The organism is Plantactinospora sp. BB1 (genome assembly GCF_003030385.1).
In the GTDB taxonomy this organism is placed as follows: Bacteria; Actinomycetota; Actinomycetes; order Mycobacteriales; family Micromonosporaceae; genus Plantactinospora.
The window spans coordinates 671,278-691,737 of sequence record NZ_CP028159.1 but is presented as its reverse complement, the minus strand read 5'-3'; the positions used below and the strand labels follow the sequence as shown (position 1 = coordinate 691,737).

The window sequence follows — 20,460 nt, the reverse complement described above, 5'->3', positions numbered from 1 at the left end:
GCGGTGACCAGGGAACTCCTGCCGATCGGCGCGTTCGCCCGGCTGTGCCGACTCAGCGTCAAGCAGTTGCGCCACTACGACGAGGTGGGCCTGCTGCGGCCGGCGAGCGTCGATCCGGCCACCGGCTACCGCTACTACCGGCGGACCCAGGTGCGGGACGCGATGGTGATCGCCCTGCTGCGCGGCCTCGACGTCCCACTCGCGGCGATCACCCGGGTGCTCACCGGCGACGAGGAGGCGCGGGCCGCCGTGTTGCGGACCGAACGGAGCCGGCTGGCGGAGCGGATCGCCGCACAGCAACGCAGCTGGCAGCTCCTGGACCGGCTGCTCACCGGTGACCTGCTCACCGACGGGCTGCTCCGGCACGAGGTGACCATGGCGCAGGAGCCCGCCCGCCGGCTGCTGGTCCGCCGCGCGGTCTGCGCACCGGAGGAGATCGGCGCGACGCTCGGCGGCGAGATCGGCCCACTGATGGCCGGGATGGCGGGCCTCGACTGGAGACCGCCGGTCTGGGGCCTCTTCCCGGTCGACCTGGGCAGCCAGCTCCGGGTCGCGGTGGGGGTGCAGAGCGACGTACCCGCCGACGCCGTGCCGGGGACGGCCGTCGAGGAGCTGCCGCCGGGTCCGGTGGTGGCGGCGGTGCACGTCGGACCGTACGAACACCTGACGTTGACGTACCAGGCGGTCTTCGCCTGGATCCACGAGCGCGGGCTGCGCCCGTGCGGCCAGGTGCGGGAGGCGTACCTGGCCGACCCGGTGACGACCGAGCCGGCCCAACTGGTGACCCGGGTGGTCGTGCCGATCGAGGACGAGGAGCCGAGCTGAGATGACCACCACGCCGACCAGGACCGATCTGAAGAAGGTGCATTCCCGGCTGTACGCGGCGGGTGCCGCCCCGGCCCTGGTGGAGGTACCGGAGTTGCCCTATCTGGCAATCGACGGTGTCGGGGACCCGGACGGCTCCGGATACCAGGAGGCGGTGCGGGCGCTGTACACGGTCGCGTACGGGCTGCGCTCCCGGCTGCGCCGGGCCGACGTGCTGGACTACTCCGTCGCACCGCTGGAGGGGCTGTGGTGGGGGTCGCAGGAGTGGGACCCGACCCGCCAGGACCGGTCGACCTGGAACTGGACGATGCTGATCCTCCAGCCGTCACAGGCGGCGCAGCCGGATCTGGTCGCGGAGGTGCTCACGGAGACGGCCCGGAAGAAGCCCGGGGTACCGGTGGACCGGGTCGAACTGCGCCGGTTGACGGAGGGAACGAGCGCGCAGCTGCTGCACATCGGCCCGTACAGCGAGGAGCGGCCGACCCGGGACCGGCTGATGGCCTTCCTCGACGAGTCCGGGTACCGGATCTCGGGGCACCACCACGAGATCTACCTGTCGAATCCGGCCCGGACGGCCGCGCCGAGGCTGAGGACGATCCTCCGCTATCCGGTGACCCTGCGCTGAGACGGTCCCGCCCCGGCGGGCGCCCGCTCGCGGCGGCCGGGACCCGTTCCGTGCACGGCAGGTCGGTCGTCCCCCACACCTCGCGGAACAGCGGTCCGTGCCCGACCCGGAGGCTCAGGGCATCGCACGAGCCTCGTGCAGCAGCCGGAGCTGGCCGAGTTCGGCGACGTTCTTCATCAGCTCCGCGTTGACCCAGGCGACCATGTGCGCGACGGTGTGCGCCGGGTCGCCCTGCCACGGGAACGGGGCGATCTCGTCGAGATCCGCCTCGGTGAGTCCGTCGAGCACCGACAGCCACTCGGTACGCAGGGCGCGCAGCCAGGCGATGGTCGCCGCGAGGTCGCCGGGCCAGTACACCTCGGTGCGGTCCGGCGGGGTGCGTCCCCGGGCGTGGTCGACGGTCGCGCTCCACCACCAGCCGAGGTGCCAGCTGAGCCAGCCGACGGTGGGAACCGGGACCGGATCCGGCTCGGTCTCCGACCAGTCCGGCAGCCATCGGCCCGCGTCGTCCGGGCGTACGGTCCAGGAGAGCGCGGCCGGCTCCCACAGCAGGTGGGCGGGCTCCAGCCGCTCCAGATGGTATTCGAGCAGCGACCAGGTCAGGTCGAACTGCCATCGCAGCAGCTCAGCACGGGATGCGGACACCGGGCGATCTTCGCATCGCAGCCGTGGCCGGGCGAGCGGTTATCCACGGATCAGAGGCTCCGACCCGATCCGGCGCCCGCGCCGAAGTTCGGACCGACACCCCGGGCGGGAGCCGGCCGGGGGACCGGCAGAGGGTAGTATCGATGTCTGAGCCGTCGTCCGCCGTACGCTGCTGCGCACTGGCGCGCGGAGCGTGGTCACGGTCGCGCCCGGGGCGGCGGTGGGTGCTCCGGCGGCTGACGCCGCGCCCGCCACTCCGCCCCGGATGCCGTCCGCGACAGCGCCGGACGGCCCGGCCACTCTTTCCCGACCAGGGTGTCAGCGATGACGCCGCGACGACGTTGCGCACCGGGCGGCAGCCGGCTGCCGCCCACCCCGTCCATCCCACTATCCACCGAGGACGATTCCGAATGTCACGAGTCGGCGCTGCAACCCGGTCGGGTCAAGGTCTCCGCCAGCCGTCCGTGGGGTGGCCGGGCTGACTGGCGTACCCGTGCCACGCCCGGTACGGCGGCGGCCGGGATCGAGCCAGGCGATCGTCGAGACGGTGCAGTACCGGACGGGGGTACGGTGACGGATCCGGACCGCCTTGTGGGGCGCGACCAGGAGCTGGGATTGTTGACCGCTGCCGTGGGCGAGCTGGCGCGCGGGCGGGGTTCGGCGGTCTGGGTCGAGGGTGAGCCGGGCGTCGGCAAGTCCGCGCTCGTCGAGGCGGGCATCGCCGCGGCCCGTGGCCTCGGTTGCGAGGTGTTGTGGGGTACGGCCGACCACCTGTCGCAGCGCTCCCCGCTCGGGGTGATGGCGAGCTGCCTGGGCGTCCGGGCGCGGTCGCCCGACCGGCGGCGCGCCGAGATCGCCGAATTCCTGCTCAGGCGCGGTCCCCGGCTCGTCCGCGACTTCGACGTGGTCTACGCGGCGGCGGCCGAGATGCTGGTCGCGCTGGTGGACGAGCTCTGTACGGCCGCACCCACCGTGCTCGTGATCGACGATCTCCAGTGGGCCGATCCGGCGTCGGTGACGGTCTGGCAGCGCCTCTGCCTGGCCGTCGAGCAGATGCCGCTGATGCTGGTGGGGGTCTGCGGTCCGGTGCTGCGTCGGCCCGAGGTGGTCAACGTCCGTACCGTGGTCAGCCGGCGCGACCATACCGTGATCACGCTCGCACCGCTCACCGAGACCGACACGACCACCCTGGTGGCGACGCTGGTCGGAGGCTGGCCGGGCCCCAACCTCGCCCGCTGGGTGGCCGCCGCGATGGGCAACCCGCTGCACCTGCGGGAGTTGGTCGAGGCGCTGCTGCGGGAGCGGATGATCCGGGTACGCGGCGACGTCGCCGACCTGCCCGACGACGAGGCCGACCGGGTCCCGGTGTCCCTGGCCGACGCGCTGAGTGGCCGGTTGAGCTTCGTACCCGACCTGGCGGTGCACGCGCTCGACACCGCCGCGATGCTCGGGCACGAGTTCGCCGTGACCGAGCTTGCCACGCTGGTGCGGGAACCGGTGTCGGTGCTGTCGGACGGGCTGAAGGACGCCGTCGCGGCCGGGATCCTGGTGCGCTCGGGATCGCGGATGGCGTTCCGGCATCCGCTGATCCGGCAGGCGCTCTACGAACGCATGCCGGTGCCGGTACGCGCGGCTCTGCATCTCGACGCGGCCCGCGTGCTCGCGGACGCGGACGGTGATCCGCTGACGGTCGCGCAGCAACTGCTCGCGGCGGATCAGCTCGGTGACCGGTGGGTCCGCGGCTGGTTGGTGGCGACGGCGCCGGTGGTGGCGGCACGCGCTCCCGATGTCGCGGCGACGCTCCTGCGACGGGAACTCGGCAGGCCGTCGGCGGCGGCCGGGGACCAGGCGCCGGTACTCGCCGCGCTGGCGCGGATCCTGCTCGGGATGGGCCGCCACTCCGAGGCCGCGTCGCACGCCCGGCGGGCGATCGCGGTGTTGACAGGCCCGGAGGACCGGGGCGAGATGTACTGGGTGCTCACCCGGGCGCTGATCGGTGGCGGCCGTACGGACGAGGCGCTCGACGCGCTGCGGGACGTCTTCGAGCAGCCGGGGCAGCTCGGTTCCTGGCACCCCCGGCTGCTGGCGTCCTCGGCGATGGCGCTGCGCGCCAGCCGGGGTGACCTGGTGGCGGCCGACGCCGCCGCCGTCGAGGCGCTGCACGCGGCCGAACTCTCCGGCGACGCGTACGCCATCGGGTACGCCCTGACGGATCTGTGGCTGACCGAGTCGGTCCGGCGGCGGCACCGCTCCGCGCTGGAGCGGGTGGACCGGGCGCTGCGGGTGCTCGGCGACGAACCGGACCATGCCGACGTGCGGATGTTCGCGTTGCACGCCCGGGTGTTCACCTTGCAGAACCTTTGCCGGTGGGCGGACGCCGAGGCGGCGGAGCGGCAGACCCGCCAGGTCGCCCGGGAGCCGGGCAACGCGATGGGTTCGGCGACCGGGGTGACGGCCGCGGTCCTGCTGTACTGGACCGGGCGGTGGGACGACGCGATCGCCGAGCTGCACTCGGTCGACGAGGACGGGCCCGGAATCACGTACGCCGGGCTGCGCGAGCGGGGGCCCACGGTGCTGCGGCACGGGGTGGCCGCCCTGCTCGCCGTCCGGCGGGAGAACCCGACCGCCGCCTCCGAACATTTCGCGGCCGGTTCGGCGTTCCCGGTGGAGACCCTCGCGGACCGGGAGAATCGGGATTTCCTGCTGGCCGCTCAGGCGTTGGCCGCCGAGCGGGACGGCGCGCTCCGGCTGGCCGTGTCGACGTTCGGCGAGATCCTGGACCGGCGTCCGGGCGAGATGACGCTGATCCACCAGTGGCTGCCGGACCTGGTACGCGTCGCGCTCGCCGCCGGGGACCGCGCTGCCGCCCGGGGTGCGGTGGAGGCGAGTCGGCGCGAGGCCGCCGCCGAGGCGGAGCCGTGGCGGGCGCAGGCCGCCCGGCTGCGCTGCGAGGGACTCTTCGGCGACGATCCGGCCCTGGTGCGGGCGGCGGTGGCCCACTACCGCGCGGTTGGTCCGGCCGTCGATCTGGCGGGCGCGCTGGAGGATCTCGCGGTGCTGCTCGCCGGGCGGGACACCGCCGCGTGCCGTGCCGCGCTGAACGAGGCGGTGGAGCTCTACGCCGGGTTCGGCGCGACCTGGGACATCCGCCGCACCGACGCCCGGCTGCGGCGGCGGGGGATCCGGCGGGGCGTCCACGGCACCCGGACGTCCCGCGCCGTCAGCGGTTGGCCGGCGTTGACCGACACCGAGCGCCGGGTCGCCCTGCTGATCGCCGAGGGCCGGTCGACGCCGGACATCGCGTCGACCATGTTCCTGTCCCGGCGTACGGTGCAGACGCACGTCTCCCGGGTACTGGCCAAGCTGGAGCTGCACAGTCGGGTGGAGATCGCCCGGGAAGTCAATACATTGACAAACATCGATAGGTGAAGCCGCGTCAGTTGCCTGATGTCCGCCGCCGGGAGGCCGGGGACGCTGTGGCGATGACGTTAGCTGCCCGGGTACCCCGAAGATCTCTGATCCTGCTCTCCGTCCTCACCCTGCTGGCCGTCTCCGGAGCCGTCGGCCCGGCCCGGCCCGCCGCAGCCGCCACGACGATCCCCTCCACCGCCGCCGAACGCGCCGAACTCGCCCAGTGGTGGGCGCCGGTGCACTTCCAGGACGTCGACACCAGCGGCGAGACCTCGTTCGGCGGCGAGTCCGACTACATCACGTCGTACGACTTCGACGGCGACCTCAACGGCCGCAACAACTGGGAGAACGCCAGCGAGTACCCGTTGGCGGCCCACGTCTACTACTCGGTGGTCCAGACCCGGAGCTTCTCCTACCTGATCTACATGTTCTTCCACCCCCGCGACTGGGCGGACGCCGCGCTCGACGACTACGAGGAGGACGCGACCGAGCACGAGAACGACGCCGAGGGCGCCCTCGTCGTCGTGGCCAACGACGGCTCCGCGCACGGCACGCTCAAGGCCGTCGTCACGGTGTCGCACAGCGACTTCTACTCCTGGGTACCCGAGGGCAGCGACTTCGCCAGCGGCGACGAGGACGTCGACGGGGTGATCGCGACGAGGGGCAGCCCGCACGACGACGGTCACCAGCGCCCGTGGACGGCCCAGCAGGCCGGCACCCACGCCGCGTGGGCCATGGGGGCCACCCGGAAGCCCTCCCCGGACCTCGGAGACCAGTTCCGCAACGGCGACGGCATCCTCTACCACCCCGGCACCACCGCCGAGGTGCCCGACGGACCCAACGACCGGGACGTGCAGTACACCCTGATCGACATCTTCGCCCAGAACGGCATGTGGGCCAACCGCAACCTGACGACGTTGTTCGCCACGTCGAACAATTTCGCCGGTGACGACGGCGGCAACCCGTACGGCGCCATCTGCGGCGAGGGCGGGGTGGCCGGACCGGCGGACGGCGACTGCCCCACCGACGCCGCCAACCCGGCGTGGGCCTGGGACGACTCCGACGACCTCCCGGGCCGGGGGTACCTGGCCACCAACCCCGCCGAACTCGTGCACAACTACTTCGACTGGCCGGGCAAGCCCGACTCCGCCGACCTCGGCTACACCTGGAACGCGTACAACGACGTCACCCCGGCCGACCCCGTGCGCAACGGCGGGGTGGGCGACCCGATGGAGCAGCACCCCGGTGGCGACGACGGCGGTGCCAAGCCGGCGACCGGTGCCCACCACACGTGCCGCCCGGACGGGATGACGCCGACCGCCGGCGTGACCGCGCCGTACTGCGACGTCTACCAGAGCGACGGCCGGGAGTGGCTCGGACAGGGCCGGTCCCGACGGGTGATCGGCTACTTCAACGGTGACCGCACCGGCGCCGACGGGACGCCGTACTACCTGGTCAAGAACATCCCGTGGTCGAAGGTGACGCACCTCAACTACGCCTTCGCGCACATCGAGAACAACCGGATCTCGGTCGGGCAGGCCGGTCCGGGCAACCCGGCGATCGGGATGACCTGGCCCGGGACACGCGGTGCCGAGATGGCTCCCGACCTGCCGTACCAGGGGCACTTCAACCTGCTGACCAAATACAAGCGGCTGCATCCACGGGTGAAGACGCTGATCTCGGTCGGCGGCTGGGCCGAGTCACGCGGCTTCTACACGATGACCACCAACGCCGACGGCACGGTCAACCAGGGCGGGATCGACACCTTCGCGGACTCGGCGGTCGACTTCCTGCGCCGCTACGGCTTCGACGGGGTGGACATCGACTACGAGTACCCGACCGTGCTGGACCAGACCGGCAACCCCGACGACTGGGACACGGCGCGGTCCCGCCGCCCCGGACTGCCGGCCAGCTACACCGCACTGATGAGGACGCTGCGCGAGAAGCTGGACCGGGCCGCCGCCACGGACGGCAGGTACTACCTGCTGACGTCCGCCTCCTCCGCCTCCGGCTACCTGGTACGCGGCATGGCGAACCAGCAGGCGCTGCGGTACCAGGACTTCACCAACCTGATGTCGTACGACTTCCACGGCACCTGGAACGACGTGGTCGGACCCAACGCCCCGCTCTACGACGACGGCAAGGACGCGGAGCTGAAGGAGCTCTACGAGACCCCGGAGTACGACGGCCTCGGCTACTTCAACACCGACTGGGCGTTCCACTACCTGCGCGGCGCGATGCAGGCGGGGCGGATCAACATCGGCATCCCGTACTACACCCGGGGCTGGCGGGGCGTCACCGGCGGCCAGTCGGGGCTGTGGGGGACGTCGAAGGGTACCGACTGCGCCCCCGGCACCGGCCTCGTCCGGCCGTGCGGCAACGGTGCCGTCGGCATCGACAACATCTGGCACGACAAGACCGCCGAGGGGGAGGAGCTGGGTGCCGGCGTCAGCCCGATGTGGCACGCCAAGAACCTGGAGAAGAACGTCATGCCCGGGTACGCGGACAGCGTCGGCCTGACCCCGGACGACGACCCCTCCGACGAGATCAGCGGAGAGTACGTCCGGCGCTGGGACGACACCACGAAGACGTCCTGGCTCTGGAACGACAGCAAGGACGTCTTCCTCTCCACGATGGACACCGAGGGCCTGGACGAGGTCGCCGACTACGTGATCGACAAGGGCGCCGGTGGCGTGATGATGTGGGAGCTGGGCGGCGACTACGACTGCCCGGCGCGGGTCACCGGCCAGGATCCCTGCCGGATGGGCTACACGATGACCAACAGGCTGCACGAGCGGCTGGCCGGGGTGGGCGCCTACGGGGCCAGCCGTAACACGGGCAGCTCCGTGACGATGCCGTCGGCGGCGATCGACGTCCACGTGGAGCTGGTGGAGTACGGCTCCACGGCCACGGAGCTGTGGCCGATGCAGCCCAAGCTCCGGATCACCAACAACACCGCCGGCACGCTCGGCGGCGGCAAGGACGTCGAACTCCGTTTCGACCTGCCCACCTCCACCCCGCCGCTGGTCAAGGACGGCAACTGGCAGACCGGACAGCAGGGCGGCAAGTGGCAGGTGGAGCCGGGACACACCGGCCCGAACGCCGGCGGCGGCCTGAGCGGCGACTTCCACCGGGTCGGCCTCAAGCTGGACTACTGCCAGATCATCCCGCCGGGAAAGAGCCTGGACATTCCGATCATCTACTACCTCCCGGCCACCGGACCCGTGAACACCACGCTGCGGGTGGGCGACCAGCGGTTCGCGCTCCTTTCCGAACACAACCGGGGATCGTCGCAGACGGCCCCACCGGCGGGCGGCTGCTCCGCACCGGCCTGGGACGCGAGCAAGGTCTACAACCCGGCGACCCAGCCGGTCGAACAGATCACCGTGAAGTACGGCGGCAAGGTCTGGCAAGCCAAGTGGTGGACCCAGGGCAACATTCCGGGTACCGGACCGGACGCCGACCATGAGCCGTGGCGGCTGATCGGCCCGGCGAGCTGAGCCAGCGGAGACCGGGGCGTCCCCAGGTCGCGACAGCGACGCGCGGGGCGCCCCGATTCGCGGCGCGGTTGCGCGCTTCCGAGCGGAGGGGCCGGCTCTCAGCCCCGTCGTCCGACGATCTCGGCCACCTCGCCCGGCCTGGACAGGAATGGCGCGTGTGCGGAGTCCAGCGTCACGACGGAGGTCGGATTCTCCGGGAAGGCGGCATCGGCCTCCGCGACGAGTACCCGCTGGAGCGCCGGGCGGATCGCCATGTCCCGGGCGCAGACGACGTAGGTGCGGGGGAGGGAGCCCCAACCGTCCCGGGTCAGCCGGGTGGTGCCGCGCATCATGCTGACCGGGGCGTCCGGGGTGAGCAGGCCCAGGGCGGCGTCGGCGACGACCGGGGCGACGTCGCCGTAGAACGCGTCGCGAAGCTGTTGACGATAGCCGGGATCGTTCGAGGCGAGGTCGAGCCGCAGCGCCCCGATCACCCCCGGATCGCCCCGAAGGGCGGGCAGCACCAGCGCGCCCGCGTTCTCCGGCAGCGCGAAGTACCCCTCGGCCGCCCGGTCCGAGCCGGGCATGATGGCGGCGAGGTAGACGGCGTGCGCCACCAGTTCGGGAACCTGCTGCGCCGCCCGGGTCAGGACGGGGCCGCCCATGCTGTGCGCCACCACCGTGACCGGGCCGCCACGGCCCAGCCATTCGATCTGCGAGACCAGCAGCTCGGCCGCTCGGTCGAGGTCCACCTCCGCCACCGGCGAGACCTCGGTGGCCAGCGCGGCCGGGTCGAACGGACGCACGGTCAGGCACTCGGGTCGACGGGCGCGCAGCCCGTGCCCGGCCATGTCGACCGCCAGGGTCGGGCGGCCGTACGGCACGAGCTGGGCGATGACCTCCGTCCAGCACCAGGCACCGTGCCAGGAGCCGTGCAGCAGCAGGATCGGGGTCGACCTGTGGGACATGGCCACTCCTTCGCGTTGTTGTCGAGGTTCTGTCGAGACGGCCTGCGGTGGGCGCGTCGCCGTACGCCGAGAACCGGGCGACGACCGGGGGGTGGGCGGAGCCCTCAGCGCCGCCCGGTCTCGCCGGTCGTCCAGGCCGGCTCCCGCGCCGGGCAGTCCCGCTGCCGGCAGCCGAGGCTGCCGGTCGGGTCGACCCGGCGCAGCACGACCGGTGAGTCCGGCGGCCCCCAGGAGGCGACCACCGAACTGTTCCGCCAGGCGCTCACCACCTCGGGCGCCTGTGCCCAACTGATCGCCGGCGTGCCGAGCAGCGACTCCATCGCCCGGCCGGCCAGCAGGTAGTCGACGTCGCGCCAGCCGTTCGGCAGTTCGGTGACGGCCTCGGGGTCGCGGTCCAGCTTGTAGTGCCAGACGGCGCCGTCCCACCCGTTCCCACTCCATCCGAGCCGGACCAGGTCGTTCCAGGTGTCGTCGTCGGTGAGCACCACCGTGTCCCGGGGCAGGCTGGTGGCGACGAACGACAGCGCCTGCCGGTACGCGGCGTTCGCGTCCACGGTCAGCGCCGTCCGGGCGCCCGCCACCCACGAGGGGGTTGCGGCCAGCACGGCCGCCGTGACCAGTACCGCCACCGCGACGCGGACCCCGGTCGAGCGGCGGCCGGCCAGCCGGGTCGCGGCACACCAGCCCCGCCACACCGCGTACCCGAGCAGCAGCGCCAGGAACGGCAACATTGTGATCACGTGCATCGCCGGCAGGTAGCCGCCGGGCCGCAGCCCGGCCAGGGCGAACACGACCGCGATCAACGCGACCCCGCGGGTGGCCCGCCGGGCGAGCCCCAGCGGGACGGCCGCCAACCCGAGCGACAGCAGGAACGCATCGAGGGACCACCACGACGCGACGATCCGATGTGCGGTGGAGCCGGGATCGAGGACGGACCCGGAGCCGCCGCGACCGTGCAGCTGCCACTCGATCGCTCCGAGCAACGGCAGCATGTCACCGCCGGCCGCGACACACACCAGCCAGCCGCCCACGACCAGTCCGGCGGCGGCGAGCCAACGGCCGGCCCCGGACGAGCGGGACCGGTCCTGGCCCGAACCGCGCAGCGCCACCAGGATGCCCAACCCGGCCAGGGCGGCGGTCTCCTTGCTGAGGATCGCGACGCCGAAGCACACCCCGGACAGCACCGGGCGGCGCCAGCGCGGGGAGCCGGTCGCCGTCGCGAGCGAGGCCAGCAGCCACATCAGCGCGATGTTGTCGAGCAGGACCTGCCGGCCGTAGTAGACCGCCAGCGGGGACAGGCACCAGATCCCGACGACCGCCGACGCCCCGGGTCGGGGCAGGCCGAGGTTGCGGCAGACGCGGTAGAGCAGGGCGGCGGAGACCACCATGACCATCGCCAGCACGGCTCGCCCGCCGACCAGGGCCGGCTGGTCGCCGGAGAGCCACTGCGCCGGGCGGAGCAACGCGGCCAGCTGGATCCAGCCCAGCGGCGGATGGTCGTACCAGTAGCTGTAGTGCCCGAGTCGCCCCTCGGTGACCACGGCCCAGGCCTGGGCGTAGTAGGTGCCCTCGTCGTCGTTGCCGAACTCCGGATAGCCGCCGAGGTTGGTCCCGTAGAGGACGGCCACGACGGAGAGGCAGCCCGCCAACGGCAGTGCGGCCCGGATCCGGGCGGTACGCCGGGTACCGGTCATGGCCGCCCCAGCGCGGTGATGCGGCCCCGGCGGCCGTCGGCCACCGCGAACACCGTGTATCCCAGGCCGACGAGCCAGCCGACGACGACCGCCCAGATCAGCCCGTCCACGCCGAAACGGTCGCCGAGCAGCGCCGACAGCGGCAGACGGACGGCCGCGAAGGAGAGCAGGGTGCAGACCAGCGGGATCGTGGTGCGGCCGAGACCGGTGACGTAGCCGTGGATGACGACCATCAGCGCGTAACAGACGAAGAACGGGTACGTGATGGCGATGTACCGGCCGATCACCCCGGTCACCGCCGGGTCGGCGACGAACAGCCCGGCGACCACGTCGCGGGCGGCGACCAGACCGACCGAGACCGGCACACTCAACGCGACGGTCAGTCGCACGCACCCGGCGAGCGCCGTCCGGCCCCGCTCCGGTCGACCGGCCCCGGCGTTCTGGGCGACCGTCACCGACAGCGCGGACGCCAGGGCGAGGAAGACCAGCGAGGCGAAGAGTTCCAACCGGACGATGACGGTGACCCCGGCGAGGACCGCCGTCCCCAGCTTGGCGACGATCCCGAGCAGCACGGTGGCGCCGAGCCCGATCACCAGGTGCTGCCCCGTGATCGGCAACCCGATCCGGATCCCGGTGCGCAACTCCCGGCGCACCGTGGCCACCGTCGGCGCTGTCCCGGGCCTGCCGCCGCGCTGCCGGGCCAGCCCGGACAGGCCCACGCCGGCGGCGAGCGCGCTCGCGCCGACCGTCGCGCACGCCGCCCCGGTCAGTCCCAGCTCCAGCGGCCCGACGAACCACCACACCAGCCCGGCGTTGAGTACGTTGCCGAGGCCGAGCAGCAACATCGAGGCGCGGGAGTCGCCACGGCCGCCGTAGACGGCGGAGATCGCGGTGAGCCCGAAGACGGCGAGCAGTCCGGCCGAGTACGTCGTGAGGAACAGCCGGGCGTCCTGCGCCACCGCTGCGCCGACGCCCATGGCGGAGAGGGCCGGCCCGGCGAGCACCAGCGTGAGCCCGAAGCCGACCAGCGAGCAGAACACCGTGCCGGCGGCCAGGGCGCGCTGGGCGGCGCGCTGATCGTGCCCGGCACCGGTGAGCTGTCCGATCCGGATCGAGAAGGCCCCGGCGAGCCCGTACGACCCGGTCGACAACAGGTACACCAGTCCCTGGGCGGCACCCACCGCAGCCAGTCCCGAGCTGCCCAGGTAGTGCCCGACGACCGCGCCGTCCACCAGCAAGTACGACTGCTGGAGCAGGCTGGACGCGGCGACCGGCAGCGCGTAGGACACCGTCCGGCGCAGTACCGGACCACGGGTCAGGTCGGTACGGTCGGCCGGGTCCCGTTCTCCGCTGGCCGTCCCGGCCCGGTGCCGCACCGGTACGGCCCGCTCGGCGGTCATCCGCCCCGGACGCCCGGCAGCGTCCGCCCGTACCCGAGGTCGTAGTGGACCAGCGCCGGCCACAGCTCCGGCCAGGGCCGGGTGGTGCCGGCGCAGAGCAGTACCGGCTGGCCCTGCGCGTTGTTCGACAGCCCGACACCGTTGTCGACCACCGCCGCCCGGCGGCAGTCCCGGAAGGCCGCGGAGACCACGGCCGGACTCTCGAACCCCACCAGTAGGACCGGCCCGGTGCCGGTGGGCGGCCCCCACCGGGCGTAGCCGGTGTGCCCGCTGAAGGCGCGCGGCAGCCCCAGCGGCGCTCCGTACACGTCGACGGCGCCCGCGTTCGAGTAGTTGGTCGTGAAGATCACCGCCTGGTCCCGGTCGGCCGGTGGGATCTGCTGCCAGACCCGCGAGACGGTATCCGCCAGCTCGGGCCAGCCCACCTCCTCGACGATCATCGGATTCAGCCGACCCACGCCGCTCGCCTCCAGGTGCCGGGCCGGGATCACCGGCAGGCAGCAGAGCACGTCGACCATGAACGCCACCGCCAGCACGGTGGCCAGGGCCGCCGGCCGCCGCGGGAGTCGTCGCCGGCCGCCCCCGCCGGCAGCCCGTCGGCCGCCCTCGCCGGCAGCCCGTCGGCCGCCCTCGCCGGTCGTCCGCGGGCCGCCTCCCCCGGAGCCGGGCCGGGGCGCGGCGATGGCTCGGCGGCCGCGAGCCAGCCACCGCTCACCGGCCAGGCCACCCAGGGCGGCCAGCGCCGGTCCCATGCCGCAGGTGTAGTAGCCCCGGCCGCGCATGACCATCACCAGGGCCAGCATCAGCAGGTAACCGACACCGAGTACGCGCGCCGGACGCAGCCGCCCGGCGCGGAAGACGTACCACAGTCCGCCGACGAACAGCGGCAGGGCCGGGGCCGCCAGCATGGTTGCCTGGCCCCAGAGCTGGCCCAGCGGCCGGCTCTCGGCCAGCGCCGCGATCGAGTCGGCGACCTCGGCCTGCGGCCAGCCGTGGGTCGCCTGCCAGTGGAGGTACGGCGCGACGGCCAGCAGGGCCGGCACCGCCCCGAGCGCGGTCCACCACGACCGCAGCAGCCAGCGGGGACCGACCAGCAGTACGGCGACGGCGAGGCACCCGGCGGCGACGCCGACCAGCATCTTGTTGGTCAGCCCCAGCCCCAGGGCGAGCCCTGCCGGGACCATCCAGCGCGGGTCGGCAGTGGTGCCGGCCCGGACCAGGCACCAGCAGAGCACGGCGGTGGCCAGCACGTCGAACGTCCCGGTGACGAAGAGGTGCCCGGTGGTCAGCGCGGTGCCCGAGGCGGCCCACAGGCTCGCCGCGACCAGGCGGGCGGTCGGACCGCCGCCGAGCAGGCCGGCCAGGGAACCGGCGACGACGACGGCCGCACAACTGGCCAGCGCCGCCACCGCCCGGACCACCTCCAGCCGTCCGCCGCCGAGCGTGAAGAGGGCGTGCACCGCGACCGGGTTGAAGGCCGGCTGGTCCGGATATCCCCAGGCCGGTTCCGCGCCGGCCCGGATGAAGTACAGCTCGTCGATGAACCAGCCGTACCGTCCGGCGGTCGCCATCAGCAGCCCGAACAGTCCGGCGGCGACCACCAGTTCCGGCCGTCGCCGGGCCAGCCTGGCCACGGGTACGGCGCAGGCGCGGTGAACGGGCCGCGGCCGTACCGCCCCGGTCGCCCCCGGACCCGTTCCCGCCACCCCTTGCGCTTCCCGTCGGTCGCGGGTGGAAGTCGGTGCACCGGCACCACGGGGTTCGGTGTGCGAGAGGCTCATTCGGAGCCTTCCGCCCACTCGGTTCCGGCGCCGGACTCGATCGTCTCGGCGATGCCCTGCACCGAGGCGGCGCCGAGCAGGTCGACCGGGTCGATGCTCAGCCCCAGGGCGCTGCTCAGGTTGCTCGTCACGGCCACCACGCCGAGCGAGTCGACGCCCAGCGTCCGCAGGTCGGCGTCGACCGGCACGGTACGGGCGCCGGTCGCGTGCGCGAGGCACCGGGCAACGGTCAGTTCCACGTCGGAGTACCCTCCGCCGGGCCGGCCCACCAGCTCGACGTCGACCGCCTGGATGGCGGCCCGGTTCCGGGCGGCCAACTGCTCCAGCCGGTCCGTCGCGGCGGCCACCGCCGCGTCCACCCGCTCGGCGATCTCGTCCGACAGCGCCATCCGCTGCGCCGGCAGCATCGCGACCAGTTCGCTGGTGTAGTCGAGCCGGCCGGCCAGGAAACGCCGTCGGTCCGACCGCAGCCCGGCCATCAGCAGGTCCAGCCCCTCCCGGGTACGCAGCGCCCGGAACACCCCGTCCTCGTTCGCGCCCGTGGTCACCGCCATACCGATGTCCCGCCAGGCCACCCAGTCGATCGCCAGCACCCGGGGAGCCGGGATGGACCGCCGGCCGGGATCGGCTCCGCGGGCGTCGCCGACCGTGGGCGCCGCCATGGCCACCGTGTCCAGGTAGTAGTTCGCCGCCGCGTAGTCGGCCTGGCCCAGCGACGGGAAGACCGCCGCGGCCGAGGCCATGTGTACGACGAAGTCCGGTGGATCGTGCCGGGTCAGGAGGTCCAGCAGATAGCCGCCGCGCATCTTGGGCCGGAGCACCCGCCGGAAGTCCTGCACCGTCCGGAACATGATCAGGTTCTCGCCCGGGACGCCCGCCGCGTGCACCACGCCGTCGAGGCGCCCGTGCTGGCGCCGGATCCGGGCCACCAGATCGGTGAGGTGCTCCTCGTCTCCGACGTCACCGCTCTCCACCCGGACGTCGGCCCCCAGTTCGACGAGGTCCAGCAAGGCGCGGGCCCGGTCGGCGAGCGGGCCGCCGTCCGGGCTGTGCGCCAGCCGCTCCCACTCCGGGCGGGGTGGCAGCGGGGTCCGGCCGGTCAGGTACAGGTGGATGCCTGGCGCCTGCTGCGCGAAGCGCTGCCCGACGGCCAGGCCGAGGCCGCCGGTACCGCCACTGATCAGGTAGGCACCCCCGGGCCGGGGCAGCCCGGCGTCGAGGTCGGCCCGGGGCGTCAACTCGGGGATCTCGCTGAACAGTTCGGCGTACGGCACACCGTCGCGTAGCGCGTAGACGCCGGGGGCGTCGGCGAGCAGTTCCCGGCCCAGCACGTCATCGGCGGTGGCGTCGTCGACGTCCACCAGGCGGACGTTCAGCGTCGGGTACTCCTGGATCAGCGTCTTGGCCAGCCCGGCCAGGGCGGCGTTCTCGGCGACCGCACCGCCGCCCGGTTCGACCGCCAGGGCGTTGCGGGTCAACAGCACCAGGGTCAGCTGGGCGGCTCGCCGCATCAGCTCCTTGGCCAGCAGGAAGAGCCCGACGACGTTCTTCTCGACCCGCCGGTCGAACTCCGCCAGCTCGGTGGCCGGTCGCGGCTCGAAGCCCAGGGCGAAGACCAGATGCGTCGGCTCGTCGGCGACGATCCGGTCGGCGGTCGCGGAGAACCGGTCCGGCGCCTCCGGGTCCGGCGGTGCCGGGCTGACCAGCCGTACGCCGGGCAGCGCGGCGGTCAGCCGGGACGCCGCGTCCGGGGTGTCCGGGTCGACGAGTGCGACCACCGACACCGGTGTGCCGGCTTCCGCCGCGCCGTCGACCGGAACGAAGGTCACCTGGTAGGCGCCGGACTGCCCGATCGGCCCGGTGCCGCCGAGCAGGCGCGCCTCCCAGTCGTCCGGGAACGGCACCCAGGCCCGGGTCTCGTCGAACCGGTACGGCACCAGGCTGACCGTCCGCGGAGCCGGGCGTCCGTCGGTGAACTGTCGCAGCAGGTCGACCTCGTCGCCCCGCTGCCAACCGACGCGCAGCCGTTCCAGCAGGCGGCCCCGGTCGTCCCGGTCGGCACGGACCCGGGGCGGATCACCGGCCAGGATCGCGGCCAGCCCGTCCCGCAGCTCGTCGATGTCCCGGACGATCAGCCCGACCCGGCGCTCGTGGTGGCTGCGCGAGACGTTGGCGGTGTAGCAGACGTCCGCGAGCCGCCGGTCGAGGTCACCCGGGGCCAGCCGGTCCAGCAGCGCACCCAGGATCAGCCGCAGCGACCGGTCGGTCCTGGCGCTGAGCGTACAGAGGTATTCGAGCCCGGCGTCGGGCTCGACCGCCGGATCGACGTACTCCTCGAGGACCACGTGCGCGTTCGTGCCGCCGAGGCCGAACGCGCTCACCCCGCACCGGCGGACCCCGTCGCGCTCCGGCCACGGTTCGAGTTCGGTCGGCAACCGGACCGGCGAGGCGGCGAAGTCGATGTCCGGGTTCGGCTGCCGCAGGTAGCCGAGCGGGGCGATCTGCCGGTTCCGCAGACCCTGCACCGCCTTGATCATTCCGAGGACTCCGGACCCCTCGAAGAGGTGCCCGGCGACGGTTTTGACCGTGCCGACCGCGCAGAAGCCGCGCTCGTCGGTCACCCCGCGGAACGCCCGGCTCAGGCCGTCGATCTCCACCGGGTCGCCGATCCGGGTCGCGGTCCCGTGCACCTCCAGGTAGCCGAGGGTGCGCGGGTCGATTCCGGCCTGCCGCCAGGCCGAGGTCAGCAGCCGGGCCTGCGACCGCGCGTCCGGACCGGTCATCGACTCGGAACTGCCGTCGTGGTTCACCGCGCTGCCCTTGATCACCGCGAGGACCTGGTCGCGGTCGGCGAGTGCCCGGTCCAGGCGCTTGAGCACCAGGGCAGCGGAGCCCTCGCCCATTCCGGTGCCGTCGGCGGAGTCGTCGAACGTCCGGGTCGTACCGTCGGACGACTCGATCCCGATCCGGGTGGAGGCGCGCTTGACCGGCAACAGCATCACCCGGGCGCCCGCCACCACGGCCATGTCGCAGTCGTCGGCGAGCAGGGCCGTCCGGGCCAGGTGCACGGCGACCAGCGACGCCGAGCAGGCGCTGTCCACCACCATGCTGGGACCACGCAGATCGAGCAGGTACGACAGCCGGTTGGCGAGCATCGTCGGGATGTTGCCGGTGATCCCGAGCTGGTTCACCGATGAGTCGATCGTGGACCAGTACTCGGCGTAGTCGCCGCCGGGATTGGCGGCGAAGCCGACGTACACCCCGGTCCGGCTTCCCCGGACCCGCTCGCCCAGGTAGCCGGCGTCCTCCAGGGCCCGGTACGTCGTGCGCAGTACGAGCCGCTGGTGCGGGTCGGTGAGCGCCGCCTGGGTCTGCGTCATCCCGAAGAACTCGTGGTCGAACAGGTCGATCCGGTCCAGGTAGCTGGCCCGGTGGTACTCGGGTCCGGTCAGCTCCGGCTGCTGGCCGAGGGCGGTCCGGTCCCGGTGACGGACGAAGTCGTCGACGTCCTGCCGGCGCCGGGCCGGAAAGGGCCGGGTGAGGCAGTGCCCGGCCGCCACCAGCTCCCACAGGCGTTGCGGATCCGAGGCCCCCGGGATCTCGACGGCCTGACCGATGATTGCGATGTCCATGCTCGGCACCTTCGCCTTCGGTGGTGGTCGGGAACGGCCGGTCCCGCTCAACCGGGAAGGGTGATCGTCACGGCTCCGGCGGCCAGCTCGGCTTTGAGCTGGCGCAGGCGGGTCACCTCGGCCGTCCGGAGGGTTCGCAGGTCACGGCGCCACGGGTCGAGGTCGTCCGGACCCTGGCCGGCGAGGTATCCCATGGACCGGCCCAGCAACTGGGAGAGCAGCTCCGCCAGCCGGCGGTACGCGGCCACCACCTCCGGGCTGTGCGAGGTGTACCGGAGGAACCGGTGGAAGAGGTTCCGGGAACCGGCGAGCATCCGCAGCAGGTCGGCGCTGGCCACCTGCTGGTCCAGGTCGGGGCGGCGGGCCCGGTCGGCGAGCAGCAGTTGGGGCAGGGCCTCGTACGCCTCGAACCCGTCCCGCAGCCCGGTGACCACCTGCCGGTAGCGTTCGGCGAACACCTCCGGTTGCGGCGCCCCGGTCCTGCGCAGGCTCAGGCAGTCCACGAACCAGTGCTCCGGGTCGGCGGTGGCGGCGGCCGTCACCTCGGCGACGGCCAGGTACTCGGGGCGGAAATCGGGTCCCTCGTCGGTGGTGTCCGGGGCCACCAGCCACGCACCGTCCTCGGAGACCCCGCAGACCATCACGCCGTGCGCGCCGCGCCCGCCGCCGTCGGGGCGCCCACGGCGGCGCATCAGGTCGGCCCAGTAGCCGACGTCGGCGGCCGGCGCGTAGAAGGTCACCGGCTGACCGGCCGCCACGAGTCCGGGGAGCCTCGGCAGCAGGTCGAGGTTGCCGTGTCCTATCCACTGCACCTCGTACCCCAGGGCGGCGAGGTCCTCAACGCCGCACAGGTCCTGCCGCATCGTCCACCGTGGCTGCTGCTGGATCGCACAGTGCCGGTGGTAGTCGGCGGTCCTGCCGAGCGCGCCGTAGCCGAGCAGGTCGGCCGCCGGGGTAACGGCCCGCAGGTAGGAGAGGGCCTGCCGTTGCCGGCACTCCAGGTACATCGTGGGGTCGGCGTTGACCAGCCGACCGGTGGCGGTCAGCTGCCGCACCGGGCCGACCGGGGAGGCCACCACCTCGGTGGCGGCGGAGACCGCCGCGCCCGCGACGGCCGTCACCGGACCGCTCCGATCATCGCGGTGAGGGTGCTGCCGTCAAGCTCGTCCACCTGGGTCACCCCGAGCCGGCGCAGCCGGTGCACCACCGCCACCCACTCCACCGGGCTGACCAGTTGCCGGGTCAGCAGTTCGGTCGCGGACCCGGGGTCGAAGTCCGCGCCGGTGACGCTGGAGACGACCAGGGTGTGCCCGGTACCGAACGAGACCTCCCGGAGGGTCCGGGCGAAGCGGATCCGGGCCGGAGCCATCAGCGGGGTGTGGAAGGGCCCGCTGACCCGCAGCGGCAGCACGTTGCTCGCGCCGGCGGATCGCAGCAGCCGCGACACCAGCCCCAGCTGGGCGGTCTGACCGCCGAGGGTCACCTGGCGGTCGCTGTTGCGGTTGGCGAGGAACACCTGGTTCAGGTTGCTGCGCCGGATCACCCGCTCGACCTCGTCGGCCGGCAGTCCGAGCACCGCCAGCATGCCGCCGTCCCGGATCTCCGCCATCGCCAGCGCGCGTTCCCGGACCAGGCGCAGCCCGTCCATCAGGTCGAGGATTCCGGCGGCTACCAGCGCGTTGAACTCGCCGAGGCTGTGACCGGCGAAGACGGCGTACTCGCGGGGGTTGTCCTCGGCGTGGGCGAGTGCCCGGAGCGCGTTCACCAGGAAGACGGTCGGCTGGGCGTACCGGGTGTCGGTCAGCTCCGCCACGTCGCCCCGCTCGGACATCTCGCGCGGCGACCAGCCCAGGACCTCCTCGGCGGCGGCGACGATCTCGGGATAGCGCCGGAACAGGTCGACGCCCATTCGCGGGCGCTGGGTGCCCTGTCCGGGAAATACCAGTGCGTACATGCGTGAACCCTTCTTCATGGTCTCTTCCGGGTCGGTCGCCCGGCGG

At 73.1% G+C, this 20,460-nt stretch carries 12 protein-coding genes; 4 read left to right on the top strand and 8 right to left on the bottom strand.

The window, feature by feature from the left end; genetic code table 11:
* Positions 1–3: 3 nt before the first annotated feature.
* Entirely contained in the window at positions 4–825 is an 822-nt protein-coding gene (locus tag C6W10_RS02940; protein ID WP_107263609.1) for a MerR family transcriptional regulator, read from the top strand.
* A 1-nt stretch (position 826) separates the two neighbouring features.
* Complete coding sequence (locus C6W10_RS02935; RefSeq protein WP_107256296.1) at positions 827–1,450, top strand: GyrI-like domain-containing protein; 624 nt, start codon at positions 827–829, stop codon at positions 1,448–1,450.
* Between the two features lie 114 nt (positions 1,451–1,564).
* On the opposite strand, the gene C6W10_RS02930 is transcribed toward C6W10_RS02935, so the two are convergent.
* Positions 1,565–2,095, bottom strand: coding sequence for a DinB family protein (locus C6W10_RS02930; protein WP_107256294.1), 531 nt, complete (start codon positions 2,093–2,095; stop codon positions 1,565–1,567).
* A 324-nt stretch (positions 2,096–2,419) separates the two neighbouring features.
* Between C6W10_RS02930 and C6W10_RS02925 the strand changes: the two genes are divergently transcribed.
* Together C6W10_RS02925 and C6W10_RS02920 are read left to right on the top strand one after the other, a co-directional pair.
* Positions 2,420–5,524, top strand: coding sequence for a LuxR family transcriptional regulator (locus C6W10_RS02925; protein ID WP_107256292.1), 3,105 nt, complete (start codon positions 2,420–2,422; stop codon positions 5,522–5,524).
* 53 nt (positions 5,525–5,577) lie between these two features.
* Positions 5,578–9,006, top strand: a complete 3,429-nt coding sequence (locus C6W10_RS02920) for a glycosyl hydrolase family 18 protein (protein ID WP_199853845.1) — start codon at positions 5,578–5,580, stop codon at positions 9,004–9,006.
* Positions 9,007–9,104: 98 nt separating this feature from the next.
* On the opposite strand, the gene C6W10_RS02915 is transcribed toward C6W10_RS02920, so the two are convergent.
* From C6W10_RS02915 to C6W10_RS02885, 7 genes are all read right to left on the bottom strand, one after another.
* Positions 9,105–9,953, bottom strand: coding sequence for an alpha/beta fold hydrolase (locus tag C6W10_RS02915; RefSeq protein WP_199853844.1), 849 nt, complete (start codon positions 9,951–9,953; stop codon positions 9,105–9,107).
* Positions 9,954–10,057: 104 nt separating this feature from the next.
* Positions 10,058–11,647 carry a glycosyltransferase family 39 protein gene (locus tag C6W10_RS02910; protein WP_107256288.1) on the bottom strand — a complete coding sequence of 530 codons (1,590 nt, stop codon included), beginning with the start codon at positions 11,645–11,647 and terminating at the stop codon, positions 10,058–10,060.
* Positions 11,644–13,047: an MATE family efflux transporter gene (locus tag C6W10_RS02905; protein WP_107256286.1), complete on the bottom strand. Its 1,404-nt coding sequence runs from the start codon at positions 13,045–13,047 to the stop codon at positions 11,644–11,646. Before C6W10_RS02905 ends, C6W10_RS02910 begins: the two co-directional genes overlap by 4 nt.
* Positions 13,044–14,681 carry a glycosyltransferase family 39 protein gene (locus tag C6W10_RS02900; RefSeq protein ID WP_159104440.1) on the bottom strand — a complete coding sequence of 546 codons (1,638 nt, stop codon included), beginning with the start codon at positions 14,679–14,681 and terminating at the stop codon, positions 13,044–13,046. Before C6W10_RS02900 ends, C6W10_RS02905 begins: the two co-directional genes overlap by 4 nt.
* Positions 14,682–14,824: 143 nt before the next feature.
* Positions 14,825–18,460 (bottom strand): type I polyketide synthase, encoded by a 3,636-nt coding sequence (locus C6W10_RS02895; RefSeq protein WP_107256283.1) that lies wholly within the window; start codon positions 18,458–18,460, stop codon positions 14,825–14,827.
* Positions 18,461–18,507: 47 nt separating this feature from the next.
* A complete protein-coding gene (locus tag C6W10_RS02890) occupies positions 18,508–19,581 on the bottom strand; it encodes a hypothetical protein (protein ID WP_107256281.1) in 1,074 nt (357 codons plus the stop codon).
* The gene (locus C6W10_RS02885) at positions 19,578–20,414 is read right to left on the bottom strand and encodes an ACP S-malonyltransferase (RefSeq protein WP_159104439.1); all 837 of its coding nucleotides are present in this window, start codon (positions 20,412–20,414) and stop codon (positions 19,578–19,580) included. The genes C6W10_RS02890 and C6W10_RS02885 overlap by 4 nt, the downstream gene beginning before the upstream one ends.
* Positions 20,415–20,460 lie beyond the last annotated feature (46 nt).

Excerpts from the sequence above, each read along its gene's own strand:
- C6W10_RS02935 (WP_107256296.1), top strand. The coding sequence starts at position 827 with ATGACCACCACGCCGACCAGGACCGATCTGAAGAAGGTGCATTCCCGG.
- C6W10_RS02925 (WP_107256292.1), top strand. The coding sequence starts at position 2,420 with ATGACGCCGCGACGACGTTGCGCACCGGGCGGCAGCCGGCTGCCGCCC.
- C6W10_RS02920 (WP_199853845.1), top strand. The coding sequence starts at position 5,578 with ATGACGTTAGCTGCCCGGGTACCCCGAAGATCTCTGATCCTGCTCTCC.
- C6W10_RS02915 (WP_199853844.1), bottom strand. The coding sequence starts at position 9,953 with ATGTCCCACAGGTCGACCCCGATCCTGCTGCTGCACGGCTCCTGGCAC.
- C6W10_RS02910 (WP_107256288.1), bottom strand. The coding sequence starts at position 11,647 with ATGACCGGTACCCGGCGTACCGCCCGGATCCGGGCCGCACTGCCGTTG.
- C6W10_RS02905 (WP_107256286.1), bottom strand. The coding sequence starts at position 13,047 with ATGACCGCCGAGCGGGCCGTACCGGTGCGGCACCGGGCCGGGACGGCC.
- C6W10_RS02895 (WP_107256283.1), bottom strand. The coding sequence starts at position 18,460 with ATGGACATCGCAATCATCGGTCAGGCCGTCGAGATCCCGGGGGCCTCG.
- C6W10_RS02885 (WP_159104439.1), bottom strand. The coding sequence starts at position 20,414 with ATGTACGCACTGGTATTTCCCGGACAGGGCACCCAGCGCCCGCGAATG.